At 71.7% G+C, this 19733-nt stretch carries 19 protein-coding genes and 2 pseudogenes; 6 read left to right on the plus strand and 15 right to left on the minus strand.

What is annotated here, in order from left to right; genetic code table 11:
- Positions 1 to 164 precede the first annotated feature (164 nt).
- From IE271_RS03360 to IE271_RS41635, 4 genes and pseudogenes are all read right to left on the minus strand, one after another.
- The gene (locus tag IE271_RS03360; RefSeq protein ID WP_190188625.1) at positions 165 to 2717 is read right to left on the minus strand and encodes an ATP-binding protein; all 2553 of its coding nucleotides are present in this window, start codon (positions 2715 to 2717) and stop codon (positions 165 to 167) included.
- Between the two features lie 321 nt (positions 2718 to 3038).
- Positions 3039 to 3362, minus strand: a complete 324-nt coding sequence (locus tag IE271_RS03365; protein ID WP_190188626.1) for an STAS domain-containing protein — start codon at positions 3360 to 3362, stop codon at positions 3039 to 3041.
- Between the two features lie 139 nt (positions 3363 to 3501).
- Positions 3502 to 4350, minus strand: coding sequence for a 3-hydroxyacyl-CoA dehydrogenase family protein (locus IE271_RS03370; RefSeq protein WP_190188627.1), 849 nt, complete (start codon positions 4348 to 4350; stop codon positions 3502 to 3504).
- Between the two features lie 123 nt (positions 4351 to 4473).
- A pseudogene (locus IE271_RS41635) lies at positions 4474 to 4753 on the minus strand (TetR/AcrR family transcriptional regulator); the annotation flags it as partial.
- Positions 4754 to 4763: 10 nt separating this feature from the next.
- On the opposite strand from IE271_RS41635, the pseudogene IE271_RS03380 reads away from it, so the two are divergent.
- The 3 genes and pseudogenes from IE271_RS03380 to IE271_RS03390 form a co-directional block, all read left to right on the plus strand.
- Positions 4764 to 4955: pseudogene (locus IE271_RS03380) on the plus strand (ABC transporter ATP-binding protein); the annotation flags it as partial.
- Between the two features lie 206 nt (positions 4956 to 5161).
- Positions 5162 to 5911, plus strand: a complete 750-nt coding sequence (locus IE271_RS03385; RefSeq protein WP_190188968.1) for an ABC transporter permease — start codon at positions 5162 to 5164, stop codon at positions 5909 to 5911.
- Positions 5912 to 5924: 13 nt separating this feature from the next.
- Positions 5925 to 6497, plus strand: a complete 573-nt coding sequence (locus IE271_RS03390) for a cob(I)yrinic acid a,c-diamide adenosyltransferase (RefSeq protein ID WP_190188629.1) — start codon at positions 5925 to 5927, stop codon at positions 6495 to 6497.
- A gap of 92 nt (positions 6498 to 6589) precedes the next feature.
- On the opposite strand, the gene IE271_RS03395 is transcribed toward IE271_RS03390, so the two are convergent.
- The gene (locus IE271_RS03395; RefSeq protein WP_190188630.1) at positions 6590 to 7195 is read right to left on the minus strand and encodes a hypothetical protein; all 606 of its coding nucleotides are present in this window, start codon (positions 7193 to 7195) and stop codon (positions 6590 to 6592) included.
- Positions 7196 to 7347: 152 nt separating this feature from the next.
- Between IE271_RS03395 and IE271_RS03400 the strand changes: the two genes are divergently transcribed.
- From IE271_RS03400 to IE271_RS03410, 3 genes are all read left to right on the plus strand, one after another.
- On the plus strand, positions 7348 to 8544 hold the full coding sequence (locus IE271_RS03400; RefSeq protein ID WP_190188631.1) for a sensor histidine kinase: 1197 nt from the start codon (positions 7348 to 7350) through the stop codon (positions 8542 to 8544).
- 40 nt (positions 8545 to 8584) lie between these two features.
- The gene (locus IE271_RS03405) at positions 8585 to 9226 is read left to right on the plus strand and encodes a response regulator (protein WP_190188632.1); all 642 of its coding nucleotides are present in this window, start codon (positions 8585 to 8587) and stop codon (positions 9224 to 9226) included.
- Between the two features lie 96 nt (positions 9227 to 9322).
- Positions 9323 to 11182, plus strand: coding sequence for a glycoside hydrolase family 18 chitinase (locus tag IE271_RS03410; RefSeq protein WP_229919105.1), 1860 nt, complete (start codon positions 9323 to 9325; stop codon positions 11180 to 11182).
- A gap of 140 nt (positions 11183 to 11322) precedes the next feature.
- Here IE271_RS03410 and IE271_RS03415 read toward each other — a convergent pair whose 3' ends face one another.
- The 10 genes from IE271_RS03415 to IE271_RS03460 all read right to left on the minus strand — a co-directional run bounded on the left by IE271_RS03415 (position 11323) and on the right by IE271_RS03460 (position 19698).
- On the minus strand, positions 11323 to 11769 hold the full coding sequence (locus tag IE271_RS03415) for a DUF2550 domain-containing protein (protein WP_190188634.1): 447 nt from the start codon (positions 11767 to 11769) through the stop codon (positions 11323 to 11325).
- Between the two features lie 129 nt (positions 11770 to 11898).
- A complete protein-coding gene (locus tag IE271_RS03420) occupies positions 11899 to 12273 on the minus strand; it encodes a F0F1 ATP synthase subunit epsilon (protein ID WP_190188635.1) in 375 nt (124 codons plus the stop codon).
- Between the two features lie 145 nt (positions 12274 to 12418).
- Positions 12419 to 13855, minus strand: coding sequence for a F0F1 ATP synthase subunit beta (gene atpD / locus IE271_RS03425; RefSeq protein WP_190188636.1), 1437 nt, complete (start codon positions 13853 to 13855; stop codon positions 12419 to 12421).
- Positions 13855 to 14772, minus strand: a complete 918-nt coding sequence (locus tag IE271_RS03430; protein WP_190188637.1) for a F0F1 ATP synthase subunit gamma — start codon at positions 14770 to 14772, stop codon at positions 13855 to 13857. The genes atpD and IE271_RS03430 overlap by 1 nt, the downstream gene beginning before the upstream one ends.
- Before the next feature lie 21 nt (positions 14773 to 14793).
- On the minus strand, positions 14794 to 16383 hold the full coding sequence (gene atpA, locus IE271_RS03435; RefSeq protein WP_190188638.1) for a F0F1 ATP synthase subunit alpha: 1590 nt from the start codon (positions 16381 to 16383) through the stop codon (positions 14794 to 14796).
- Between the two features lie 122 nt (positions 16384 to 16505).
- Positions 16506 to 17321, minus strand: coding sequence for a F0F1 ATP synthase subunit delta (locus IE271_RS03440; RefSeq protein WP_190188639.1), 816 nt, complete (start codon positions 17319 to 17321; stop codon positions 16506 to 16508).
- Positions 17318 to 17866 carry a F0F1 ATP synthase subunit B gene (locus IE271_RS03445; protein ID WP_190188640.1) on the minus strand — a complete coding sequence of 183 codons (549 nt, stop codon included), beginning with the start codon at positions 17864 to 17866 and terminating at the stop codon, positions 17318 to 17320. The genes IE271_RS03440 and IE271_RS03445 overlap by 4 nt, the downstream gene beginning before the upstream one ends.
- A 41-nt stretch (positions 17867 to 17907) precedes the next feature.
- Positions 17908 to 18138 carry an ATP synthase F0 subunit C gene (gene atpE / locus IE271_RS03450; RefSeq protein ID WP_190188641.1) on the minus strand — a complete coding sequence of 77 codons (231 nt, stop codon included), beginning with the start codon at positions 18136 to 18138 and terminating at the stop codon, positions 17908 to 17910.
- 75 nt (positions 18139 to 18213) lie between these two features.
- A complete protein-coding gene (atpB, locus tag IE271_RS03455) occupies positions 18214 to 19035 on the minus strand; it encodes a F0F1 ATP synthase subunit A (protein ID WP_229919106.1) in 822 nt (273 codons plus the stop codon).
- A 225-nt stretch (positions 19036 to 19260) separates the two neighbouring features.
- A complete protein-coding gene (locus IE271_RS03460) occupies positions 19261 to 19698 on the minus strand; it encodes a Cg1360 family ATP-synthase-associated protein (protein WP_190188642.1) in 438 nt (145 codons plus the stop codon).
- Between the last annotated feature and the right edge of the window lie 35 nt (positions 19699 to 19733).

Below are 19733 nucleotides of genomic sequence, written 5' to 3' on the forward strand. Positions count from 1 at the left end.
CCGGGCACCCTCCCCGACACCGAGAGGGCCGGATTCCCCGCGGAATCCGGCCCTCTCCGTCGCTCCGGGCGGCCGTACGGGGGTCCGCGCTCCCTCGGCTCGGCGCTCCCGTGCCCAGGGACGCGGGCCGGTCACCGGCACCGGACCGGCCGGCGGTGCCGTCGTCAGATCACCTCGGACTCGTCCGCCCCCGGGTCCGCGGACGACTGCGACGGGGCGCTCGCCGAACCGCTGCTCTGCGCCGGGCTGGAGGCCGGGGCGCCGGCCGAGTCCGACGTGGACGGCGTCTCCTCCGGCGGGGGCTCCTCCGTGGACGGCTCGGACGGCGACGGCTCGGAGGTCGGCGTCTCCGAGGGCGGCTCGGACGGCGACGGCTTGCTCGTCGGCGGCTTGGGGGACGGCGATCCGGCCGGGGGCTTCGTCGTCGGGTGCGACGGCGACTTCGACGTCTCCTCGTCGTCCTCCGGCTCCTTCGACCCGCTCGGCCGGTCCGAGGGCTCCGCCTCGGCGCTGCCGCTCGGAGCCGGGTCGTCGGCGGTGCCGAGCACCCCGTCCTCGCCCGGGTCGGCGGGCCGGCTCGTGGCGCTGGAGTCGTCGTTCTTCGGCGAGTCCGCGCCGAGTCCGGCGTCGCCCTCGTCCGTACTGGCCGACGGATTCACGCCAACCTTCTCGGACGGTGCGCCGTCGTCGTTGTTCGACGTCGCCCCGAGCGTCACGACCGTACCGAGCACGGCGACGAGCAGGGCGCCGGCGCCCGCGGCCGCCAGGTTGCGCCGGGTGCCGTGGACGAGCCCCCTGACGCCCTTCGGGCGCGCGGCCGGCGCCTGGCGCGTGACGACGGTGGGCGGCCGGTCGAGCGCCGGGAACGGGGCCGGCACGCCGGTGCCCGGCGACGCCGACTCCTCGTACCGCGCGCCGGACACCTCCTCGCCGGCCGCCGAGCCGCCCGCGGGTCCGAGCGCCGCCGGTCCCGCCGCGGCCGCCGCGAGGCCGGCCAGGTCCACGCCGGAGCGGTCCTCGACCAGGGCCAGGGCGCGCCGCCCGGCGACCGTGCCGCGCTTGTCGGCCAGGGCGCCGCGCAGCCCGATGGACGCCTCCAGCTCGGCGCGGGCGCGGTCGAGCTGTCCGCCGCAGAGCGCGAGGACGCCCAGTTCGTGGTGGAAGTAGGCCTGGTCGGCGACCGCGCCGGCGAGCCGGGACGCCTCCGCCCCCGCGCGCAGCGCGCGCTCCCAGGCGCCCCAGTGCAGCCCGGCGGCGAAGGCGGGCGCGGCCGCGCGGGCCAGCCGCACCGCGGTGCTCTCCGCGTCCTCCTCCTCGGGGGCGGTGGCGAGCGGGGCCAGCAGGGTCAGGGCCGCGAGGACGGCGTCCGCCTCGGCGGAGACCCGCTCCGGCGTGACCGAGGGGTGCCCCGCCCACCATGCGTAGTGCTCGGCGGCGTGGAGCGCCTCGGTCTCGGCGTCGTCCGCGTAGCCGGCCGCCTCCAGCTGGGTCAGCACGCCGGCGGACAGCCGGTAGTGGGAGCCGACCGGCGCGACGAGGGAGCAGCCGAGCAGCTCCGCGAGGGCGGCGTCGGCGTGGGTGTCGCCGATCAGCGCGGGCAGGTGCGCCTGGTGCGGCACCTCGCCGCCGAGCGCGACGGCGAAGCGCAGGGTGGCGCGCGCCGACTCGCCGAGCCGGGAGGCGAGCAGCGCGGCGGGCGCGGCGCCCTCGGCGAGCGACGGCAGCGGTACGTCGCGCTCGCCCTCCGCGTCGTCGCCGGTGCCGAAGGGCGCGTCGAACGGCGCGTCGGCGGGCGCGTCCCCGGGGGTGTCCCGCGCCTCGGCGCGCAGCCGGTCCCGCTGCCGCAGCAACGCGCCGGCCTGCACGAACCGCAGCGGCAGTCCCTCGGACTCGAACCAGAGGTCGCCCGCCCAGTTGGCCTCCTCCTCGGTCAGCGGGCGCCCGGTGGCCCGCTCCAGGAGTTCGAGGCCGCCGGCGCGGCCCAGGCCGCCGAGGAAGATCTCCTCCAGGAGCGAGTCGGACGAGGGCGCGGCGACGTCGGGCGTCGCGGAGACGAGGTAGGCGCACTCGGGTGTGGCGTCGAGCAGCTCGTCGAGCGCGGCGCCGCCGAACTCCAGGTCGTCCAGGACGACGACGGCGCCGATCTCGTGGACGAGCCCGAGCAGCTCGTCCCGGTCGGGCCGGTACAGCGGCGCGTCGTACACGGCGGCGAACAGGTCGTGCAGCAGCTCGGCCGCCGTGCGGTGGTAGCCGCTGAGGCGGACCACGCCGTCGGGGGCGAGGTCGGCGCAGTCCTCCGCCACGGCGTCGAGCAGCGCGGTGCGGCCGGAGCCGGCGGGGCCGGTGAGCCGTACGGAGCGCCCGCGCGCGAGGAGCCGTACGAGCCGCTCGCGCTCCTCCTGGCGCTCCAGGAGCGGCAGCCGCGGCAGCGCGGGCCCGGGCGGGACGGGCGGCTGGGCGGCGCGCGCGAGGTCGGTGCGCTCGGCGGCGGCGCGCTTGACGGGCCGCGCCGGCCGGCGGCCCGGCGGGCAGCGCTCGATCTCGCTGCCGTCGACGGGGTTGACGGTGAGCAGGAAGTCGCCCGTGACCAGCTGGACGGTACGGGCGAGACCGTGCTGGCCGAAGTCGGGCGTCAGGGGATCGCGCGGCGGGCGCCGGACGGGCGCGCGGCCGACGTCCTGGCCGTGCTCTTCGGCTCCCCGGTTCGTCGGGTCCATAGGTGAAAGCCCCCAAAAGCGTCGTGTGCCGAGCCCTCCCCGGCCTTGCCGCACACTGCGCTGTCGCTTCTGGTCCGGTGTCCGCTCGCGGGTTCGTCGAGCGGCGGGCAGCCGAACCCTAAACCTTGGCACAGTATCTCCGAACACACGGGGTACCGCGCCGTCCGAGACGTCACGGCTTCGTGCCGATTGCACGGGCCGTGCGGGTTTCCCCGGGGTCACCCGAGTCTCCCCCGGGGGCCCGTCCCGGCGCACGGCGGCACGATCGGTTCCGGCCTGTGCGGGAGGGGCCCGCACCGGGTCCCGGCGGCCAAGGGCGCCTCAGACCCGGGGCAGCGACTCCACTCCGATGCCGCCCTCGATCGCCAGGATGCGGTGCAGCCGGGTGGCCACCAGCAGGCGCTGCATCTGCGGCGGTACGCCGCGCAGCACAAGCCTCCGGCCGCACCGCCCCGCCCTGCGGTGGACCCCCATGATCACGCCGAGCCCGGTGGCGTCCCAGGAGTCCAGTTCTGACAGGTCGAGCACCAGGTCGCCGACTCCGTCGTCGACGGCCGAGTGCAGGACCGTACGGGCGTCCGCCGCGCTGTGGACGTCGAGGCGGCCCCCGACGGCCAGCCCGGCGTGGTCGCCCCTGATGTGCATATGCGCTCCCCGAGAGTGCTTCTTTCTCCGACTGTGTGGACCAAGGACGGGTGTTTCAAGGACTGACTGCGGTCGACCGGCAGAGGTTGCCCCTTGTGAGCGAACCGATACCGCCCTTCACCCCGAGGGGTGATCCGACTCAGTACGAGTAGAAGCCCTGCCCGCTCTTGCGCCCGATGTCACCGGCGTCCACCATCCGGCGCATCAGCTCCGGCGGCGCGAACTTCTCGTCCTGGGACTCGGTGTAGATGTTGCCCGCGGCGTGCAGCAGGATGTCGACGCCCGTCAGGTCGGCCGTGGCCAGCGGCCCCATCGCGTGGCCGAAGCCCAGCTTGCAGGCGAGGTCGATGTCCTCGGCGGTGGCCACGCCCGACTCGTACAGCTTGGCCGCCTCGACGACGAGCGCCGAGATCAGCCGGGTCGTCACGAAGCCGGCCACGTCGCGGTTGACGACGATGCAGGTCTTGCCCACCGACTCCGCGAACCCCCGCGCGGTGGCGAGGGTCTCGTCGCTGGTCTTGTACCCGCGGACGAGCTCGCACAACTGCATCATCGGGACGGGCGAGAAGAAGTGCACGCCGACGACGCGTTCCGGCCGGGACGTCACCGCCGCGATCTTGGTGATCGGGATGGCGGAGGTGTTGGAGGCCAGGACCGCCTCCGGGCGCACGATCTTGTCGAGGTCGCGGAAGATCTCGTGCTTGATCTCGAGCTTCTCGAAGACGGCCTCGACCACGACGTCGGCGTCCGCGGCCGCGTCCAGGTCCGTGGTCGCGGTGATGCGGCCGAGCGCGGCCTCGGCGTCGGCGGCGTCCAGCCTCCCCTTGGCGACGAACTTGTCGTACGACGCCTTGACGGCGTCGGTACCGCGGGTCAGGGCCTCGTCGGTGACGTCGCGCAGGACGACGTCCCAGCCCGCCTGGGCGGAGACCTGGGCGATACCGGACCCCATGAGTCCGGCTCCGATCACGGCGAGCTTCCCTGCCACTGTCCGACCCCTTACACGCTGTTTACGTATGCTCTCCCGGCGGACGATAGCGCTCTGGAGACGGTATGTGACCGCTAAGTAATGCGCGTCACGTCTCATCTGACGGACATCACACCGGATGGCTCACGCGGCCTGTCGCACCGCGTAGTTGAGGACCTTCTCCCCGGGCAGGTCCTCCATCTCGTCGAGGACGTCCAGGATCTCGCGGGAGACCTCCGACGGGTCGCGCCCGGCGACCGTCTCGCGGCCGATGAGCCCCATCACGGTGCTGTGGCGTCCAGCCGATCTGGCCGGCCACCAGGGCGGGCAGCGGGTCGGCGGGGTCCGCGCCCGTCACCTCGCGCAGGGCCGCCTCCAGGTTCTCCGTGACCTCCTGCCGCAGGGCCCACAGCCGGAAGCGCAGTGCGGCGCGCCACCTCGACGAGGCCGACGCGCTCGCCGACCGGACCGTCGTCGTGGACCGGGGCGTCGTCGCCGCCGAGGGCACCCCGGACGCGTGCAAACGGCGCTACGGCGGCTCCGCCGGCGCCACGCTCCAGGACACCTTCCTCGCCATCACCGGCCGCGGTCCCGTGCCGGCCGACTCCGCCCCCGTGGCCGTCTAGTGCCGTGACCGGAGAGGTCCACCGGCTCACGACGCCCGGCACGGCACTCCCCCTGGCTCTTCGAGCAGGGGGACCCCCACGCCGCGTTGCCGGAGCCACCCGGGTACGCCCGGTACGAGGACGGTCCTCCGTCTCGCGACGCACCGCACCGGACGCCGCGAGCCCACGGCAGACCTTTCCGGTCACGGCACCAGGACGTGATCACCGTGCTGCTGCAGGACACCGCGCTGGTCTTCGGGCGCTACGCCCGCCAGACCCTGCGCGCGAAGTTCCAGATCCTCTCCGGCATCCTCATGCCGCTGCTCTACCTGCTCTTCTTCGGCCCGCTGCTGACGGACCCGCCGCCGGGCTCGCGCGGCAGCCCGTGGCAGGTGCTGGAGCCCGGCCTGCTGCTGCAGCTCGGGCTGTTCGGCGCCTCGTTCGCCGGCTTCGCGATCATCATCGAGCAGAACCACGGCGTGGTGGAGCGGATGCGGGTGACCCCGGCCAGCCGGCTCGCGCTGCTGCTCGGCCGGGTGCTGCGCGGCACCGCGCTGTTCGTCTTCCAGGCGGTGCTGCTGGTGCTGGCGGCCGTGGCGATGGGGCTGCGCGCTCCGCTCGCCGGCGGCCCGATCGGCTTCGCCTTCGTGGCGCTGCCGACCGTCGCGCCGGCCTCCCTGTCGTACGCGCTGGCCGTGAAGGTCCGCGCGCCGCGGGAGTTCGGGCCCACCGTCAACGCGACGACGATGCCGGCCATGCTCCTTTCGGGCCTGATGCTGCCGATGACGCCGGCGCCCGGCTGGCTCGACCCGCTCTCCCGCGTCACGCCGCTGCGCTACCTGGTGGACGCGATGCGGGACGCGTACGTGGGCGCGTACGGCACGTACGCCATGCTGTACGGCACCCTGGTGGCCCTCGCGCTCGCGGGGCTCGCCGTGGCGGTCGGCACGCGGGTCTTCCCGACGGCCGGGGCGTAACTACGCTGGCCGCATGGTCAATCTGACGCGCATCTACACCAGGACCGGCGACCAGGGCACCACCGCCCTCGGCGACATGAGCCGGGTCGCCAAGACCGATCTGCGGATCGCGGCGTACGCCGACGTCAACGAGGCGAACGCCGTGATCGGCACCGCGATCGCGCTCGGCGGCCTCGGCGAGGAGGTCGTCGCGGTCCTCACCCGCGTGCAGAACGACCTGTTCGACGTGGGCGCGGACCTGTCCACGCCGGTGGTGGAGAACCCCGAGTTCCCGCCGCTGCGCGTCGAGCAGGCCTACGTCGACAAGCTGGAGGCGGACTGCGACCGCTTCCTGGAGGGGCTGGAGAAGCTGCGCAGCTTCATCCTGCCCGGCGGCACGCCCGGCGCGGCCCTGCTGCACCACGCGTGCACGGTGGTCCGCCGTGCCGAGCGCTCGACCTGGGCCGCCCTGGAGGTGCACGGCGAGGTCATGAACCCGCTCACCGCGACCTACCTCAACCGCCTGTCGGACCTGCTGTTCATCCTGGCCCGCACGGCCAACAAGGAGGTCGGGGACGTGCTGTGGGTGCCGGGCGGCGAGCGCTAGGCCCTGCCGCCGGACGACGGGCCCGGGCGGCGGGCGGGGAACGTCCGGCGACGAGGAGGGCGCGAGGAGGGCGTCGGGCGGGGAGCCGCGCGTCAGCGCGTCCCCGTCGGCTCCCGGTTCTGGTCCTGACCCCGGTCCTGGCCCCGGTCCCGGGGCTTCTCCGCCTTCGGCGCCTTCTTGGGGAGGACCAGGTAGCTGAGCGCGATCAGGCCGTGGATGCCGGCCGCGCGCCAGGCGCCGTACATCCAGCTGTACAGGGGCCCGGTGCGGTCCGGGTCGCCGACGTACCGGGCGGCGAGCTGCAGCAGGGCCGTCGCGACGGCCGCCGCCACGAGCGTGCCCAGCCAGACGCGGCCCTCGTGGGCGGCCCTGGCCGTTCCGTACCGCGGCGGCCTCGGCGGCGGGGGCCCGCCGGCCAGGCGGTGCGCGGCGTGGCCGTCGAGCCACTTCACCGTGCGGTGGCCGTGGCCGACGGTGTACCCGATGTAGAGCGCGGCCAGGCCGTGCTCCCAGCTCGGCTCGGCACCGTTCCCCAGGTCGACCGCGGTGGCGGCCAGCAGGACGACCTCCAGCAGCGGCTCGCACAGCAGCAGGGCGAGGCCGGTGCGGGGCATGCCCAGCAGGTAGCGGGTGGCCAGGCCGGCCGCCAGCAGCACCCAGAAGCCGACCTCGCAGACGACGATCAGCGTGACGATCACGGCTCGCTCCTCTCGGTCACCCCTCAAGGCTTGCGCGCCGGGCGGCCGGGGGCGTCGTCGCCGGTGACGAACCCGCGGTGCATCGAAGGATGCAGTCCAGGACCCTCCCCGGGGATCAGGCGGACGCCCCGGGGGCCGTGTTGGATGAAGTCATGGCCCTCCCGCTCCCCCGCCCGCACCCCCTGGACGCGTACATCGCCGCCGGCGGGCTGCTCGGCGGGTTCCTGCTGTGGGCCGCCGGCCTGAGCACCCGGCCGGCGGGCGAGCCGATCGTGCTCTGGGACGGGCGCCGGCCGGTCCTGGTGCCGCTCGCCGTGATGGCGCTCTGCGAGCTGCTGCGCCGGGCCGCCCCGCGCACGGCGCTGCTGGCGGGCGTCGCCGCGCTGACCGCGGACACGGTCACGCAGGGCAGCCTGGCCACGCTCGTGATGTTCACCGACGTCGTGTACGCGGCCGTCCTGTACGGGACGGCCGCCTCGGCCCGCCGCATCCCGTGGGTCAGCGGCCTGTTCACGGTGGTCGCGTCGCTGGCGTCGTTCGCGGCGTGGCGGACGCCCGAGGCGCTGCTGATCGGCGTGGCGGTCGGGATCGTCGCGTTCGCGCCCGCGTCCACCGGCCTGATCGTGCGCAACCACCGCGACGCCGCCGAGGCCGCCCGGCTGCGCGCCGAGCAGACCGCGCTGCGCGCCGAGACGGACCGCGCCCAGGCCGTGGCCGCCGAGCGCGCCCGGATGGCCCGCGAGCTGCACGACATGGTGGCCAACCACCTGTCCGCCATCGCCATCCACTCCACGGCGGCGCTCTCCCTCGACGACCCGGCGACCACCCGGCAGGCCCTGACCGTCATCCGCGAGAACAGCGTCGAGGGGCTCGCCGAGATGCGCCGCCTCATCGGCATCCTGCGCGACGACAGCGGCGACCTGGAGCCGGCCGTCGCGCCGGCCCTGGACGGCCTGGGCGCGCTGGTCGAGGGCGCCCGCGCCAACGGCCTCGACGTCGCGCTGGACGCCTCCCCCGGCGGCGCGCTGTCCGCGCCGGTCGAGCTGGCCGCCTACCGCCTCGTGCAGGAGTCCCTGACCAACGCCCTCAAGCACGCCGCGCCCGGCCGGGTCACCGTCGTGCTCGCACGGCGCGCGGACGCCCTGGAGGTGCGGGTGAGCAGCCCGTACGGTGGCCGCGACGGCGGCCCGCGGGCGCCCGGCTCGGGCGCGGGCCTGATCGGGATGCGCGAGCGCGTGGCGCTGCTGGGCGGGACGTTCGAGGCGGGCCCCGTGGACTCCCCCGAGGACGGGGGGAAGGTGTGGCGCGTGTACGCCACCCTGCCGACCGGTGAAGGAGGGACCGGGTGAAGGGCAGTGACCGGGTGAGCCGGGTGAAGGGGGCGACCGCGTGATCCGCGTGCTCGTCGCCGAGGACCAGTCCGCCGTGCGCGCCGGACTCGTCCTGATCCTGGGCAGCGCCCCCGACATCGAGGTGGCCGGTGAGGCCGCGGACGGCGAGCAGGCGGTCGCGCTCGCCCGCGAGCTCCGCCCCGACCTGGTGCTGATGGACGTGCAGATGCCCCGCATGGACGGCGTCGCCGCCACCCGGCAGGTCGTCGCCGAGGGCCTGGCCGACGTGCTGGTGCTGACCACCTTCGACCTGGACGAGTACGTCTTCGGGGCGCTGCGCGCGGGCGCCTCCGGGTTCCTGCTGAAGAACACCGACGCCGCGGAGCTGCTCGCGGCGGTGCGCACGGTGGGGCGCGGCGAGGGGCTGATCCACCCGGCGGTGACCCGGCGGCTGATCGCGGAGTTCGCCTCCGCCCCGGTCCGGGAGCCGGCGGCCGACCGCTCCGTCCTGGACGCGCTCACCCGGCGGGAGCGCGAGGTGCTGTCCTGCCTCGGCGAGGGACTGTCGAACGCGGAGGTCGCGGTGCGTCTGGAGATGGCGGAGGCGACGGTGAAGACGCACGTCAGCCGCCTGCTGGGGAAGCTGGAGCTGCGCAGCCGGGTGCAAGCGGCGGTCCTGGCCCAGGAGTTGGGCGTGTAAAAAGTAACCGCACAAGTGGTCTGGACCTATTGACCGATGGTCCAGACCTTTCTATTGTCCACCGCACCCCATCACACTCCCGCGAGGAGACGCAGGATGCGTTCCGGACACGGAGCCGGCCCGAGAGCCGGTCACAGATTCAGACACCGAGTCACGGCGGGTCTCACCACCCTGCTGCTGCCGCTCGGCGCGCTGGTCGGGCTCGCGAGCCCCGCCTCCGCCGCCACCTCCGCCACCGCCACGTACGCCAAGACCCAGGACTGGGGCTCCGGCTTCGAGGGCAAGTGGACCGTCAAGAACACCGGCACGACCGCCCTCAGCTCCTGGACCGTCGAGTGGGACTTCCCCTCCGGCACCTCCGTCACCTCCGCCTGGGACGCGGACGTCACGGGCTCCGGCACCCACTGGACCGCCAAGAACAAGTCCTGGAACGGCACCCTCGCCCCCGGCGCCTCGATCTCCTTCGGGTTCAACGGCTCCGGCTCCGGCTCCCCCAGCGCCTGCAAGCTCAACGGCGGCAGCTGTGACGGCGGGAGCGTCCCCGGCGACAACGCCCCCTCGGCGCCCGGCACCCCCACCGCCTCCTCCGTCACCGACACCTCGGTGAAGCTCTCCTGGAGCGCGGCCACCGACGACAAGGGCGTCAAGGACTACGACGTGCTGCGCGACGGCGCCAAGGTCGCCACCGTCACGTCCACCTCGTACACGGACACCGGCCTGAGCGCCGGCACCGACTACTCGTACACCGTGCAGGCCCGCGACACCGCCGACCAGACCGGCCCGGTCAGCGGCGCCGTCAAGGTGCGCACCACCGGCGACACCACCACTCCCCCGCCCACCGGCGACAAGGTCAAGCTGGGCTACTTCACCGAGTGGGGCGTCTACGGCCGCAACTACCACGTCAAGAACCTGGTGAGCTCGGGCTCGGCGTCGAAGATCACGCACATCAACTACTCGTTCGGCAACGTGAAGAACGGCCAGTGCACGATGGACGACTCCTTCGCCGCCATCGAGAAGGCCTACACCGCCGACCAGTCCGTCAGCGGCACCGCCGACACCTGGGACCAGCCGCTGCGCGGCAACTTCAACCAGCTGCGCCAGCTCAAGGCCAAGTACCCGCACATCAAGGTGCTGTACTCCTTCGGCGGCTGGACCTACTCCGGCGGCTTCGCCCAGGCCGCGCAGAACGCCGCCGCGTTCGCCAAGTCCTGCAAGGCCCTGGTGGAGGACCCGCGCTGGGCCGACGTCTTCGACGGCATCGACATCGACTGGGAGTACCCGAACGCCTGCGGTCTGACCTGCGACACCTCGGGCCCGGCCGCCTTCCGCACCCTGATGCAGGCCCTGCGCGCCGAGTTCGGCAAGGACTACCTGGTCACCGCGGCCATCACCGCCGACGGCTCCTCCGGCGGCAAGATCGACGCGGCCGACTACGGCGGCGCCGCGCAGTACCTCGACTGGTACAACGTGATGACGTACGACTACTTCGGCGCCTTCAACGCGCAGGGCCCGACGGCCCCGCACTCGCCGCTGACGTCGTACCCCGGCATCCCGACCGCCGGGTTCAACTCCGCCGACGCCATCGCCAAGCTGAAGGCCAAGGGCGTCCCCGGCAGCAAGCTGCTGCTCGGCATCGGCTTCTACGGCCGCGGCTGGACCGGCGTCACCCAGTCCGCCCCCGGCGGCACGGCGACCGGCGCGGCCCCCGGCACGTACGAGGCGGGCATCGAGGACTACAAGGTCCTCAAGACCTCCTGCCCGGTCACCGGGACGATCGCCGGCACGGCCTACGCCAAGTGCGGCAGCAACTGGTGGTCCTACGACACTCCCGCCACCATCGGCACCAAGATGGCCTGGGCCAAGGACCAGGGGCTGGGCGGCGCCTTCTTCTGGGAGTTCAGCGGTGACACCGCGAACGGCGAGCTCGTGAGCGCCATCGACAGCGGTCTGAAGTAACCGCCGGCGAGAACGGAGGGAGCCGGGGAGACGGGCGAGGTCCGTCTCCCCGGCTTCACCATGGGCCCACCGGCTCCACGCCACGTCCACCCTCCCCCGGACTCCGTCCGGGGGGACCCCCATCGCGCGGCCGGCCCCGGCTACGCCACGTTCACCCTCTGTCCGGGGGGTGCCGCCTCCAGCCAGGCCAGGAAGCCTGTCAGCGCGTCCTCGCTCATCGCCAGCTCCAGCCGCGTACCGCGGTGCAGGCACGTGAGGACGACGGCGTCCGAGAGCAGCGCGAGCTCCTCCTCGCCCTCGGGGGCGCGGCGGCCCACCACCTCGATCGCCGAGCGCTCCAGGACGCGGCGCGGGCGCAGCGCGTAGGAGAAGACCCGGAACCACTCGATGCGGTCGCCGTTGTAGCGGGCGATGCCGTAGCCCCAGCCCTTGCCGCTCGGGTCCGGGTGCTCCGGCACGTTCCAGCGGAGGCTGCAGTCGAAGGTGCCGCCGGAGCGCTGGATGAGTCTGCGGCGCAGACCGAAGACGAAGAGTCCCAGCGCCACCAGCACGACGACCAGCCCGCACACAGTCAGAGCGAGGACCATCGACACCGACCTCCTCGTCTCCTAGGTAACGGAACGGAAAAAAGCTGCTTCATCGCCTCAGCCGCGACCAGGTCCGGAGGGGTCTCCGGTCCTGGCCGCGGCTGAGTCATGTCCTGTGTCGCTCCGGCGTCAGCGTGCTGCCGCCGCTCGCAGTCGGACGTCCGCACGGCGCTCGGCGGACGCGTCGGCGTCCGACTTCGCGCGTTCGAGCGCCCGCTCCGCACGCTGGACGTCGATCTCGTCCGAGAGCTCGGCGATCTCCGCCAGCAGCGACAGCTTGTTGTCCGCGAACGAGATGAAACCGCCGTGCACCGCGGCGACGACCGTCCCCCCGTCCGTCGTACGGATGGTCACCGGGCCCGACTCCAGCACACCGAGCAGCGGCTGGTGACCGGGCATGACGCCGATGTCGCCGGACGTGGTGCGCGCGACGACCAGGGTGGCCTCGCCGGACCAGACACTGCGGTCCGCGGCGACGAGCTCGACGTGCAGCTCAGCAGCCAAGGTGGGCTCCTCGGGTCTCCACCCGGCGTTGCTGCCGGGTGTTGGGTCAAAGTCTAGTAGGCGTACGGAGGGGGACGGGACGCACCCCGCGAGGTGCGGGCCCCGTCCCCCTCCGTCTGGCTGTGCTCTACGGGAGAGCGCGGCTTCAGGAGACGCCGAGCTCCTTGGCGTTCTTCTTCAGGTCCTCGAGGCCACCGCACAGGAAGAAGGCCTGCTCGGGGAAGTGGTCGTACTCGCCGTCGATGATCGCGTTGAAGGCCGCGATCGACTCGTCCAGCGGGACGTCCGACCCGTCGACGCCGGTGAACTGCTTGGCGACGTGGGTGTTCTGGGACAGGAAGCGCTCCACGCGACGGGCGCGGTGGACGGTGAGCTTGTCCTCCTCGCCCAGCTCGTCGATACCGAGGATCGCGATGATGTCCTGGAGGTCCTTGTACTTCTGCAGGACGTTCTTGACGCGCATCGCGGTGTTGTAGTGGTCCGCCGCGATGTACCGGGGGTCGAGGATGCGGGACGTGGAGTCCAGCGGGTCCACGGCCGGGTAGATGCCCTTCTCCGAGATCGGACGGGAGAGCACCGTCGTCGCGTCGAGGTGGGCGAAGGTGGTGGCCGGGGCCGGGTCGGTCAGGTCGTCCGCGGGGACGTAGATCGCCTGCATCGAGGTGATCGAGTGACCGCGGGTCGAGGTGATGCGCTCCTGGAGGAGGCCCATCTCGTCGGCCAGGTTCGGCTGGTAGCCCACCGCGGAGGGCATGCGGCCGAGCAGGGTCGACACCTCGGAGCCGGCCTGGGTGAAGCGGAAGATGTTGTCGATGAAGAACAGCACGTCCTGCTTCTGCACATCGCGGAAGTACTCCGCCATGGTCAGACCGGCCAGGGCCACGCGCAGACGGGTGCCCGGGGGCTCGTCCATCTGGCCGAAGACCAGGGCGGTCTTGTCGATGACGCCCGAGTCGCTCATCTCGTCGATGAGGTCGTTGCCCTCACGGGTGCGCTCGCCGACACCGGCGAACACCGACACACCGTCGTGGTTGTTGGCGACGCGGTAGATCATCTCCTGGATGAGCACCGTCTTGCCGACACCGGCGCCGCCGAACAGACCGATCTTGCCGCCCTTGACGTACGGGGTCAGCAGGTCGATGACCTTGATGCCGGTCTCGAACATCTCGGTCTTCGACTCGAGCTCGTCGAAGTTCGGGGCCTTGCGGTGGATCGGCCAGCGCTCACCGGTGTAGGTCTCGTCGACGTTCAGCACCTCGCCGAGGGTGTTGAACACCTTGCCCTTGGTGAAGTCGCCGACCGGCACCGAGATGGCGGCGCCCGTGTCGGTCACCGGGGCCTGGCGGACCAGGCCGTCGGTGGGCTGCATGGAGATGGCGCGGACCAGGCCGTCACCCAGGTGCTGGGCGACCTCCAGGGTCAGCGTCTTCTTGGCACCCTCGAGGGCCGGGTCGGCGACCTCGACGTGCAGGGCGTTGTAGATGTCGGGCATCGCGTCGACGGGGAACTCCACGTCGACGACCGGGCCGATGACCCGGGCGACGCGGCCCGTGGCAACGGCCGTCTCAACTGTCGTCGTCATTACCTGTCACTCCCCGCGTTCGCGTCGGCCAGGGCTGCGGAGCCACCGACGATCTCGCTGATTTCCTGGGTGATTTCGGCCTGGCGGGCCGCGTTGGCAAGGCGGGAGAGCGTGTTGATCAGCTCGCCCGCGTTGTCGGTGGCCGACTTCATCGCGCGGCGTGTGGCGGCGTGCTTGGAGGCGGCCGACTGCAGCAGCGCGTTGTAGATACGGCTCTCGACGTAGCGCGGCAGCAGGGCGTCGAGGACGTCCTCCGCCGACGGCTCGAAGTCGAAGAGCGGGAGGATCTCGCCCTTGGCGGACGTCTCCTCCGCGACCTCCTCGAGGCGGAGCGGAAGCAGCCGGCTGTCGACGGCCGTCTGCGTCATCATCGAGACGAACTCGGTGTAGACGATGTGGAGCTCGTCCACGCCGCCGTCCGCCGTCTCCTTCTCGATGGCCTCGATCAGCGGGGCCGCCACCTTCTTCGCGTCCCCGTAGGAGGGCTCGTCGGTGAAGCCGGTCCACTGCTCCGCGATCTTGCGCTCACGGAAGTTGTAGTGGGAGGCACCGCGGCGGCCGACGATGTACGTGTCGACCTCCTTGCCCTCGGCCCGCAGACGCTCGGTGAGCTGCTCCGCCGCCTTGATGGCGTTGGAGTTGAAGGCGCCGGCCAGACCGCGGTCGCTCGTGAGGAGCAGGACCGCGGCCCGGGTCGGGTTCTCCGACTCCGTGGTCAGGGGGTGCTTGGTGTTAGAACCGGTCCCGACCGCCGTGACCGCGCGGGTGAGCTCGGTCGCGTACGGCGTGGAGGCCGCCACCTTGCGCTGCGCCTTGACGACGCGCGAGGCGGCGATCATCTCCATCGCCTTGGTGATCTTCTTGGTCGCGGTGACGGATCGGATGCGACGCTTGTAGACCCGGAGCTGGGCTCCCATGAGTCAGGTCCCTTCCTTACGTCACTTGGCGGCGGCCGGAGCGTCCTCGCCGAGAAGCTTCCCGTCCGAGGTCTCGAACTGCTTCTTGAACTCCGCGATGGCGTCGCCGACGGCCTGCAGGGTGTCGTCCGACATCTTGCCGCCCTCCTTGATGGAGGTCATGAGGCCCTGCTCCTTGCGGTGCAGGTACTCCAGGAGCTCCTTCTCGAAGCGGCGGATGTCGGCGACCGGCACGTCGTCCATCTTGCCGGTGGTACCGGCCCACACGGAGACGACCTGGTCCTCGGTCGGCATCGGCTGGTACTGGGGCTGCTTGAGCAGCTCGACCAGGCGCTGACCGCGCTCCAGCTGCGCCTTCGACGCGGCGTCCAGGTCGGAACCGAAGGCGGCGAACGCCTCCAGCTCACGGTACTGGGCGAGGTCGAGGCGGAGGCGGCCGGAGACCTGCTTCATCGCCTTGTGCTGCGCGGAACCACCGACTCGGGAGACGGAGATACCGACGTTCAGCGCGGGGCGCTGACCGGCGTTGAACAGGTCCGACTCCAGGAAGCACTGGCCGTCGGTGATGGAGATGACGTTGGTCGGGATGAACGCCGAGACGTCGTTGGCCTTCGTCTCGACGATCGGCAGACCGGTCATCGAGCCCGCGCCCATGTCGTCGGAGAGCTTCGCGCAGCGCTCCAGCAGGCGGGAGTGCAGGTAGAAGACGTCGCCCGGGTAGGCCTCGCGGCCCGGCGGGCGGCGCAGCAGCAGGGACACGGCGCGGTAGGCGTCGGCCTGCTTCGAGAGGTCGTCGAAGATGATGAGGACGTGCTTGCCCTCGTACATCCAGTGCTGGCCGATGGCCGAGCCGGTGTACGGCGCCAGGTACTTGAAGCCGGCCGGGTCGGACGCCGGGGCGGCGACGATGGTCGTGTACTCCAGCGCGCCGGCCTCCTCGAGGGCGCCACGCACGGAGGCGATGGTCGAACCCTTCTGGCCGATGGCGACGTAGACGCAGCGGACCTGCTTCTTCGGGTCACCGGAGCGCCAGTTGTCACGCTGGTTGATGATCGTGTCGACGGCCAGCGCGGTCTTGCCGGTCTGGCGGTCGCCGATGATCAGCTGGCGCTGACCGCGGCCGACCGGGGTCATCGCGTCGACGGCCTTGTAGCCGGTCTCCATCGGCTCGTGCACCGACTTGCGCTGCATGACCGTGGGGGCCTGCAGCTCCAGGGCGCGGCGGCCGGTGGTCTCGATCTCGCCGAGGCCGTCGATCGGGTTGCCGAGCGGGTCGACGACGCGACCGAGGTAGCCCTCGCCCACGGCGACCGACAGGACCTCACCGGTGCGGTGCACCGGCTGGCCCTCCTCGATGCCGCTGAACTCGCCGAGGACGATGGCACCGATCTCGCGCTCTTCCAGGTTGAGCGCGAGGCCGAGGGTGCCGTCCTCGAACTTCAGCAGTTCGTTGGCCATGGCCGAGGGCAGGCCCTCGACCTTCGCGATGCCGTCGCCGGCAAGGGTGACCGTACCGACCTCCTCGCGCGAGGCCGCGTCCGGCGTGTACGACTGGACGACATCCGCCAGCGCGTCCCGGATCTCCTCCGGCCGGATCGTGAGCTCCGCCATTAGGGTTCCCTGCTCTCCTTGTTGGGCCCGAAGTTTCATTGGGGGTCTGGGGGCGACCCCCAGGAATCCTCTGCACGGCCCAACCCGGGCCGTAGGTACTGCTTCTTGAGTTGGTGACCGGTTCAGCCGGCCAGCCGGCGGCGCGCGTCTTCGAGACGGTCCGCGATGCTGCCGTTGATGACCTCGTCGCCCACCTGCACCCGGATCCCGCCGAGGACCTCGGGGTCCACGTCCAGGTTGAGGTGCATCGGACGGCCGTAGAGCTTCGTCAGGGCACCGCCCAGACGCCGCTTCTGCCCGTCGCTCAGCGGGACCGCGGAGGTGACCACGGCCACCAGGCGGTTGCGACGCTCGGCCGCCAGCCTGGACAGGGACTCCAGTCCCGCCTCCAGGCTACGTCCACGCGGCGCGGTGACGAGGCGCGTCACCAGACGCTCCGTCGTGACCTGCGCGCGGCCGCCGAGCAGCCGGCGCAGCAGCTGGGCCTTGGCCTCGCCGCCGAGGGCGGTGTTGGTCAGCGCGGCGCGCAGCTCGGGGTTCGAGGAGACGATCCGGCCGAACCGGAACAGCTCGTCCTCGACGTCGTCGAGCGTGCCCGCGCGCTCCGCGGCGATGAGGTCGGCGCCGTTCGCCAGCTCCTCGACGGCGTCCACCAGGTCGCGCGGCTGCGACCAGCGGGAGCGCACCAGTCCGGACACCAGGTCGGCGGTGGAACCGCTGACCTGGCCGCCGATGAGGCGCTGCACCAGCTGGGCCTTGACCTCGCCGGCCTGCGCCGGATCGGTCAGGACCCGGCGCAGCGACGCCTCGCGGTCGAGCAGCGCGGTGACGGCGGCCAGCTCGTCGGCGAGCTGCGCCGCGTCCACGGACGTCGAGTCCGTCAGCGCGTCGAGACGCTCACGTGCGGCTGCCAGGGCCTCGCGGCTCGCTCCGTTCATCGCGCGGCCTCGGCCTTCTCCTCGAGCTCGTCGAGGAACCGGTCGATGGTCCGGCTCTGCCGGGCGTAGTCGTCGAGGGACTCGCCGACGAGCTTGCCGGCCAGGTCGGTGGCGAGCTTGCCGACGTCCTGGCGCAGCGCGGACGCGGCGGCCTTGCGGTCGGCCTCGATCTGGGCGTGACCGGCGGCGATGATCTCCTCACGCTGCCGCTGGCCTTCCGCACGCATCTCGGCGATGAGGGCGGCACCCTGCTCCTGCGCCTCCTGGCGCAGGCGCGCGGCCTCGTGCCGGGCCTCGGCGAGCTGAGCCTTGTACTGCTCGAGCACGCTCTGGGCCTCGGTCTGCGCGGCCTCGGCCTTCTCGATACCGCCCTCGATGGCCTCGCGGCGCTCGTCCAGAACCTTGTTGATGTTCGGAAGGAGCTTCTTGGCGAGGAAGCCGAAGACGATGACGAAGGCGAGCAGGCCGATGACGAGCTCGGGGATCGGCGGGATGAGGGGGTTCTCCATCTCCCCCTCGGCCGCCAGAATGAGCAGCTGGCTCATGTCGTTGCCTTTCGTCTAGTGGACTGGTCTCTGATCAGCGATCAGACGCCGTAGACGAACGGCATGACCAGACCGATCAGGGCGAGCGCCTCACAGAAGGCGAAGCCGAGGATCTGGTTGGCGCGGATCAGGCCGGCGGCCTCGGGCTGCCGGGCGAGGGCCTGGGTGCCGTTACCGAAGATGATGCCGACGCCGACGCCGGGGCCGATGGCGGCGAGGCCGTAGCCGACGGAACCGAGCGAGCCGGAGACAGCGGCGAGGGTCTGGGACATGCCAGTTCTTCCTTCTTCTTTACGGACCGGTGGGGGTTGGCCACCGGACGACTGGGGGTTTGCGGTGCGGGGTGCTCAGTGGTGCTCGGCGAGCGCGCCCTGGATGAAGGTGCAGGTCAGGAGCACGAAGACGTACGCCTGAAGCGCCTGGATGAAGAGCTCGAAGGCCGTCATCACGATGACCATGATGAAGGAGACACCCGCGTAGGCAATGCCGATGCCATTCAGCAGGTACCAGCTGGCGATCGTGAAGAGGAGCAGCAGCGTGTGGCCCGCGAACATGTTCGCGAAGAGTCGCACGGCGTGCGTGAAGGGGCGGACCAGCAGGTTCGAGAAGAACTCGATGAGCATGGCCAGCGGCAGGACCGGACCGAGCTCCTTGTTGTAGCCCGTGAAGTTCTTGAAGGCGCCGACGAAGCCGTGCCGCTTGAAGGTCAGGGCGACCCACAGCACGTAGACGATGGCGGCGAGGCCGGCCGGGTAGGCGATGATCGACGTCACCGGGAACTGGGCGACCGGGACGATCGACCAGAGGTTCATCATCCAGATGAAGAAGAACATCGAGACGATGAGGGGGACGTACTTCTCGCCCTCCTTCTTGCCGATCGTCTCGTACACGACGCCGCGCCGGATGAAGTCGTAACCCGCCTCGGCCACCATCTGCAGCTTGCCGGGAACGACCTTCGGCTTGCGGAAGGCGGCCCAGAAGAAGCCGATGACGATGACGGAGCCGAGCAGCGCCAGCAGCATCGTCTTGTTGAAGTACAAGTTGCTGTCCCCGTCGCCCCAGAGGGGCTCGAACAGGAACGAGTGCAGGCCGGGAGCCGGGAAGCCACAGCCGTCGAAGATGTGGCAGTCGGTCTCGAAGGCGAGCACCTGCGTCGGGTCAGCACTCACCGCGGGCTCCTTCAGCGTGGCGCATAGGTACGGCAACCTCGTTGTGTCGGCGCGGCGCGCAGCCGCGGTTCGGCACTGGACTTGTGTTACGGATGTGGGGGCGGCAGGAGGGCATCGAGCCTCGCGCTAGAGCAGGCGTCAGCTCACATGCCCGCGCCCGCGATGCCGCAGTTGGCACCGGACGATAGCAGGGTCTGCCGTACGTCCTTATCCCGCCCCTACGCTTCACGACGAGGACCCGGTCTTCGTGGGCTTGCCACCCTCCGAGGATTCCGGTTCGACGTAGAGCATTTTGGACTTCATGTGCGCCCACGTCTGGGCGGCGATCCAGGCGAGAGTGCCGGCGACCAGGGTGAAGGCGAAGGCCCGGGGGTGGAACAGCGTCGTGTTCTTGAACACGGCCAGGAAGATGAACAGCAGCAGGATCTGCGCCGCGTAGAGCATCAGGCCCATGGCCTGGAACAGGTGCGGGAGCGACCTGGCGGTGCGCTGCAGAACGATGAGGCCGATGCCCATGAAGAGCATCACGACCACCGTCGCGACGACAGCTCCGATCGCCCCCTTGCCGCCCGCGACCGCACCGCTGACCGCGGCGGCGATCGCGCCGACGGCAACTGTGGGCACAGCGGCCTGGAGAAGGATCCGGACGTCGTTGGACGGCATGGCGGCAACTCCGCTTGCTACTCATGGGGGCAGGG

It is taken from the genome of Streptomyces minutiscleroticus (assembly GCF_014650875.1).
Taxonomy (GTDB): Bacteria; Actinomycetota; Actinomycetes; order Streptomycetales; family Streptomycetaceae; genus Streptomyces; species Streptomyces minutiscleroticus.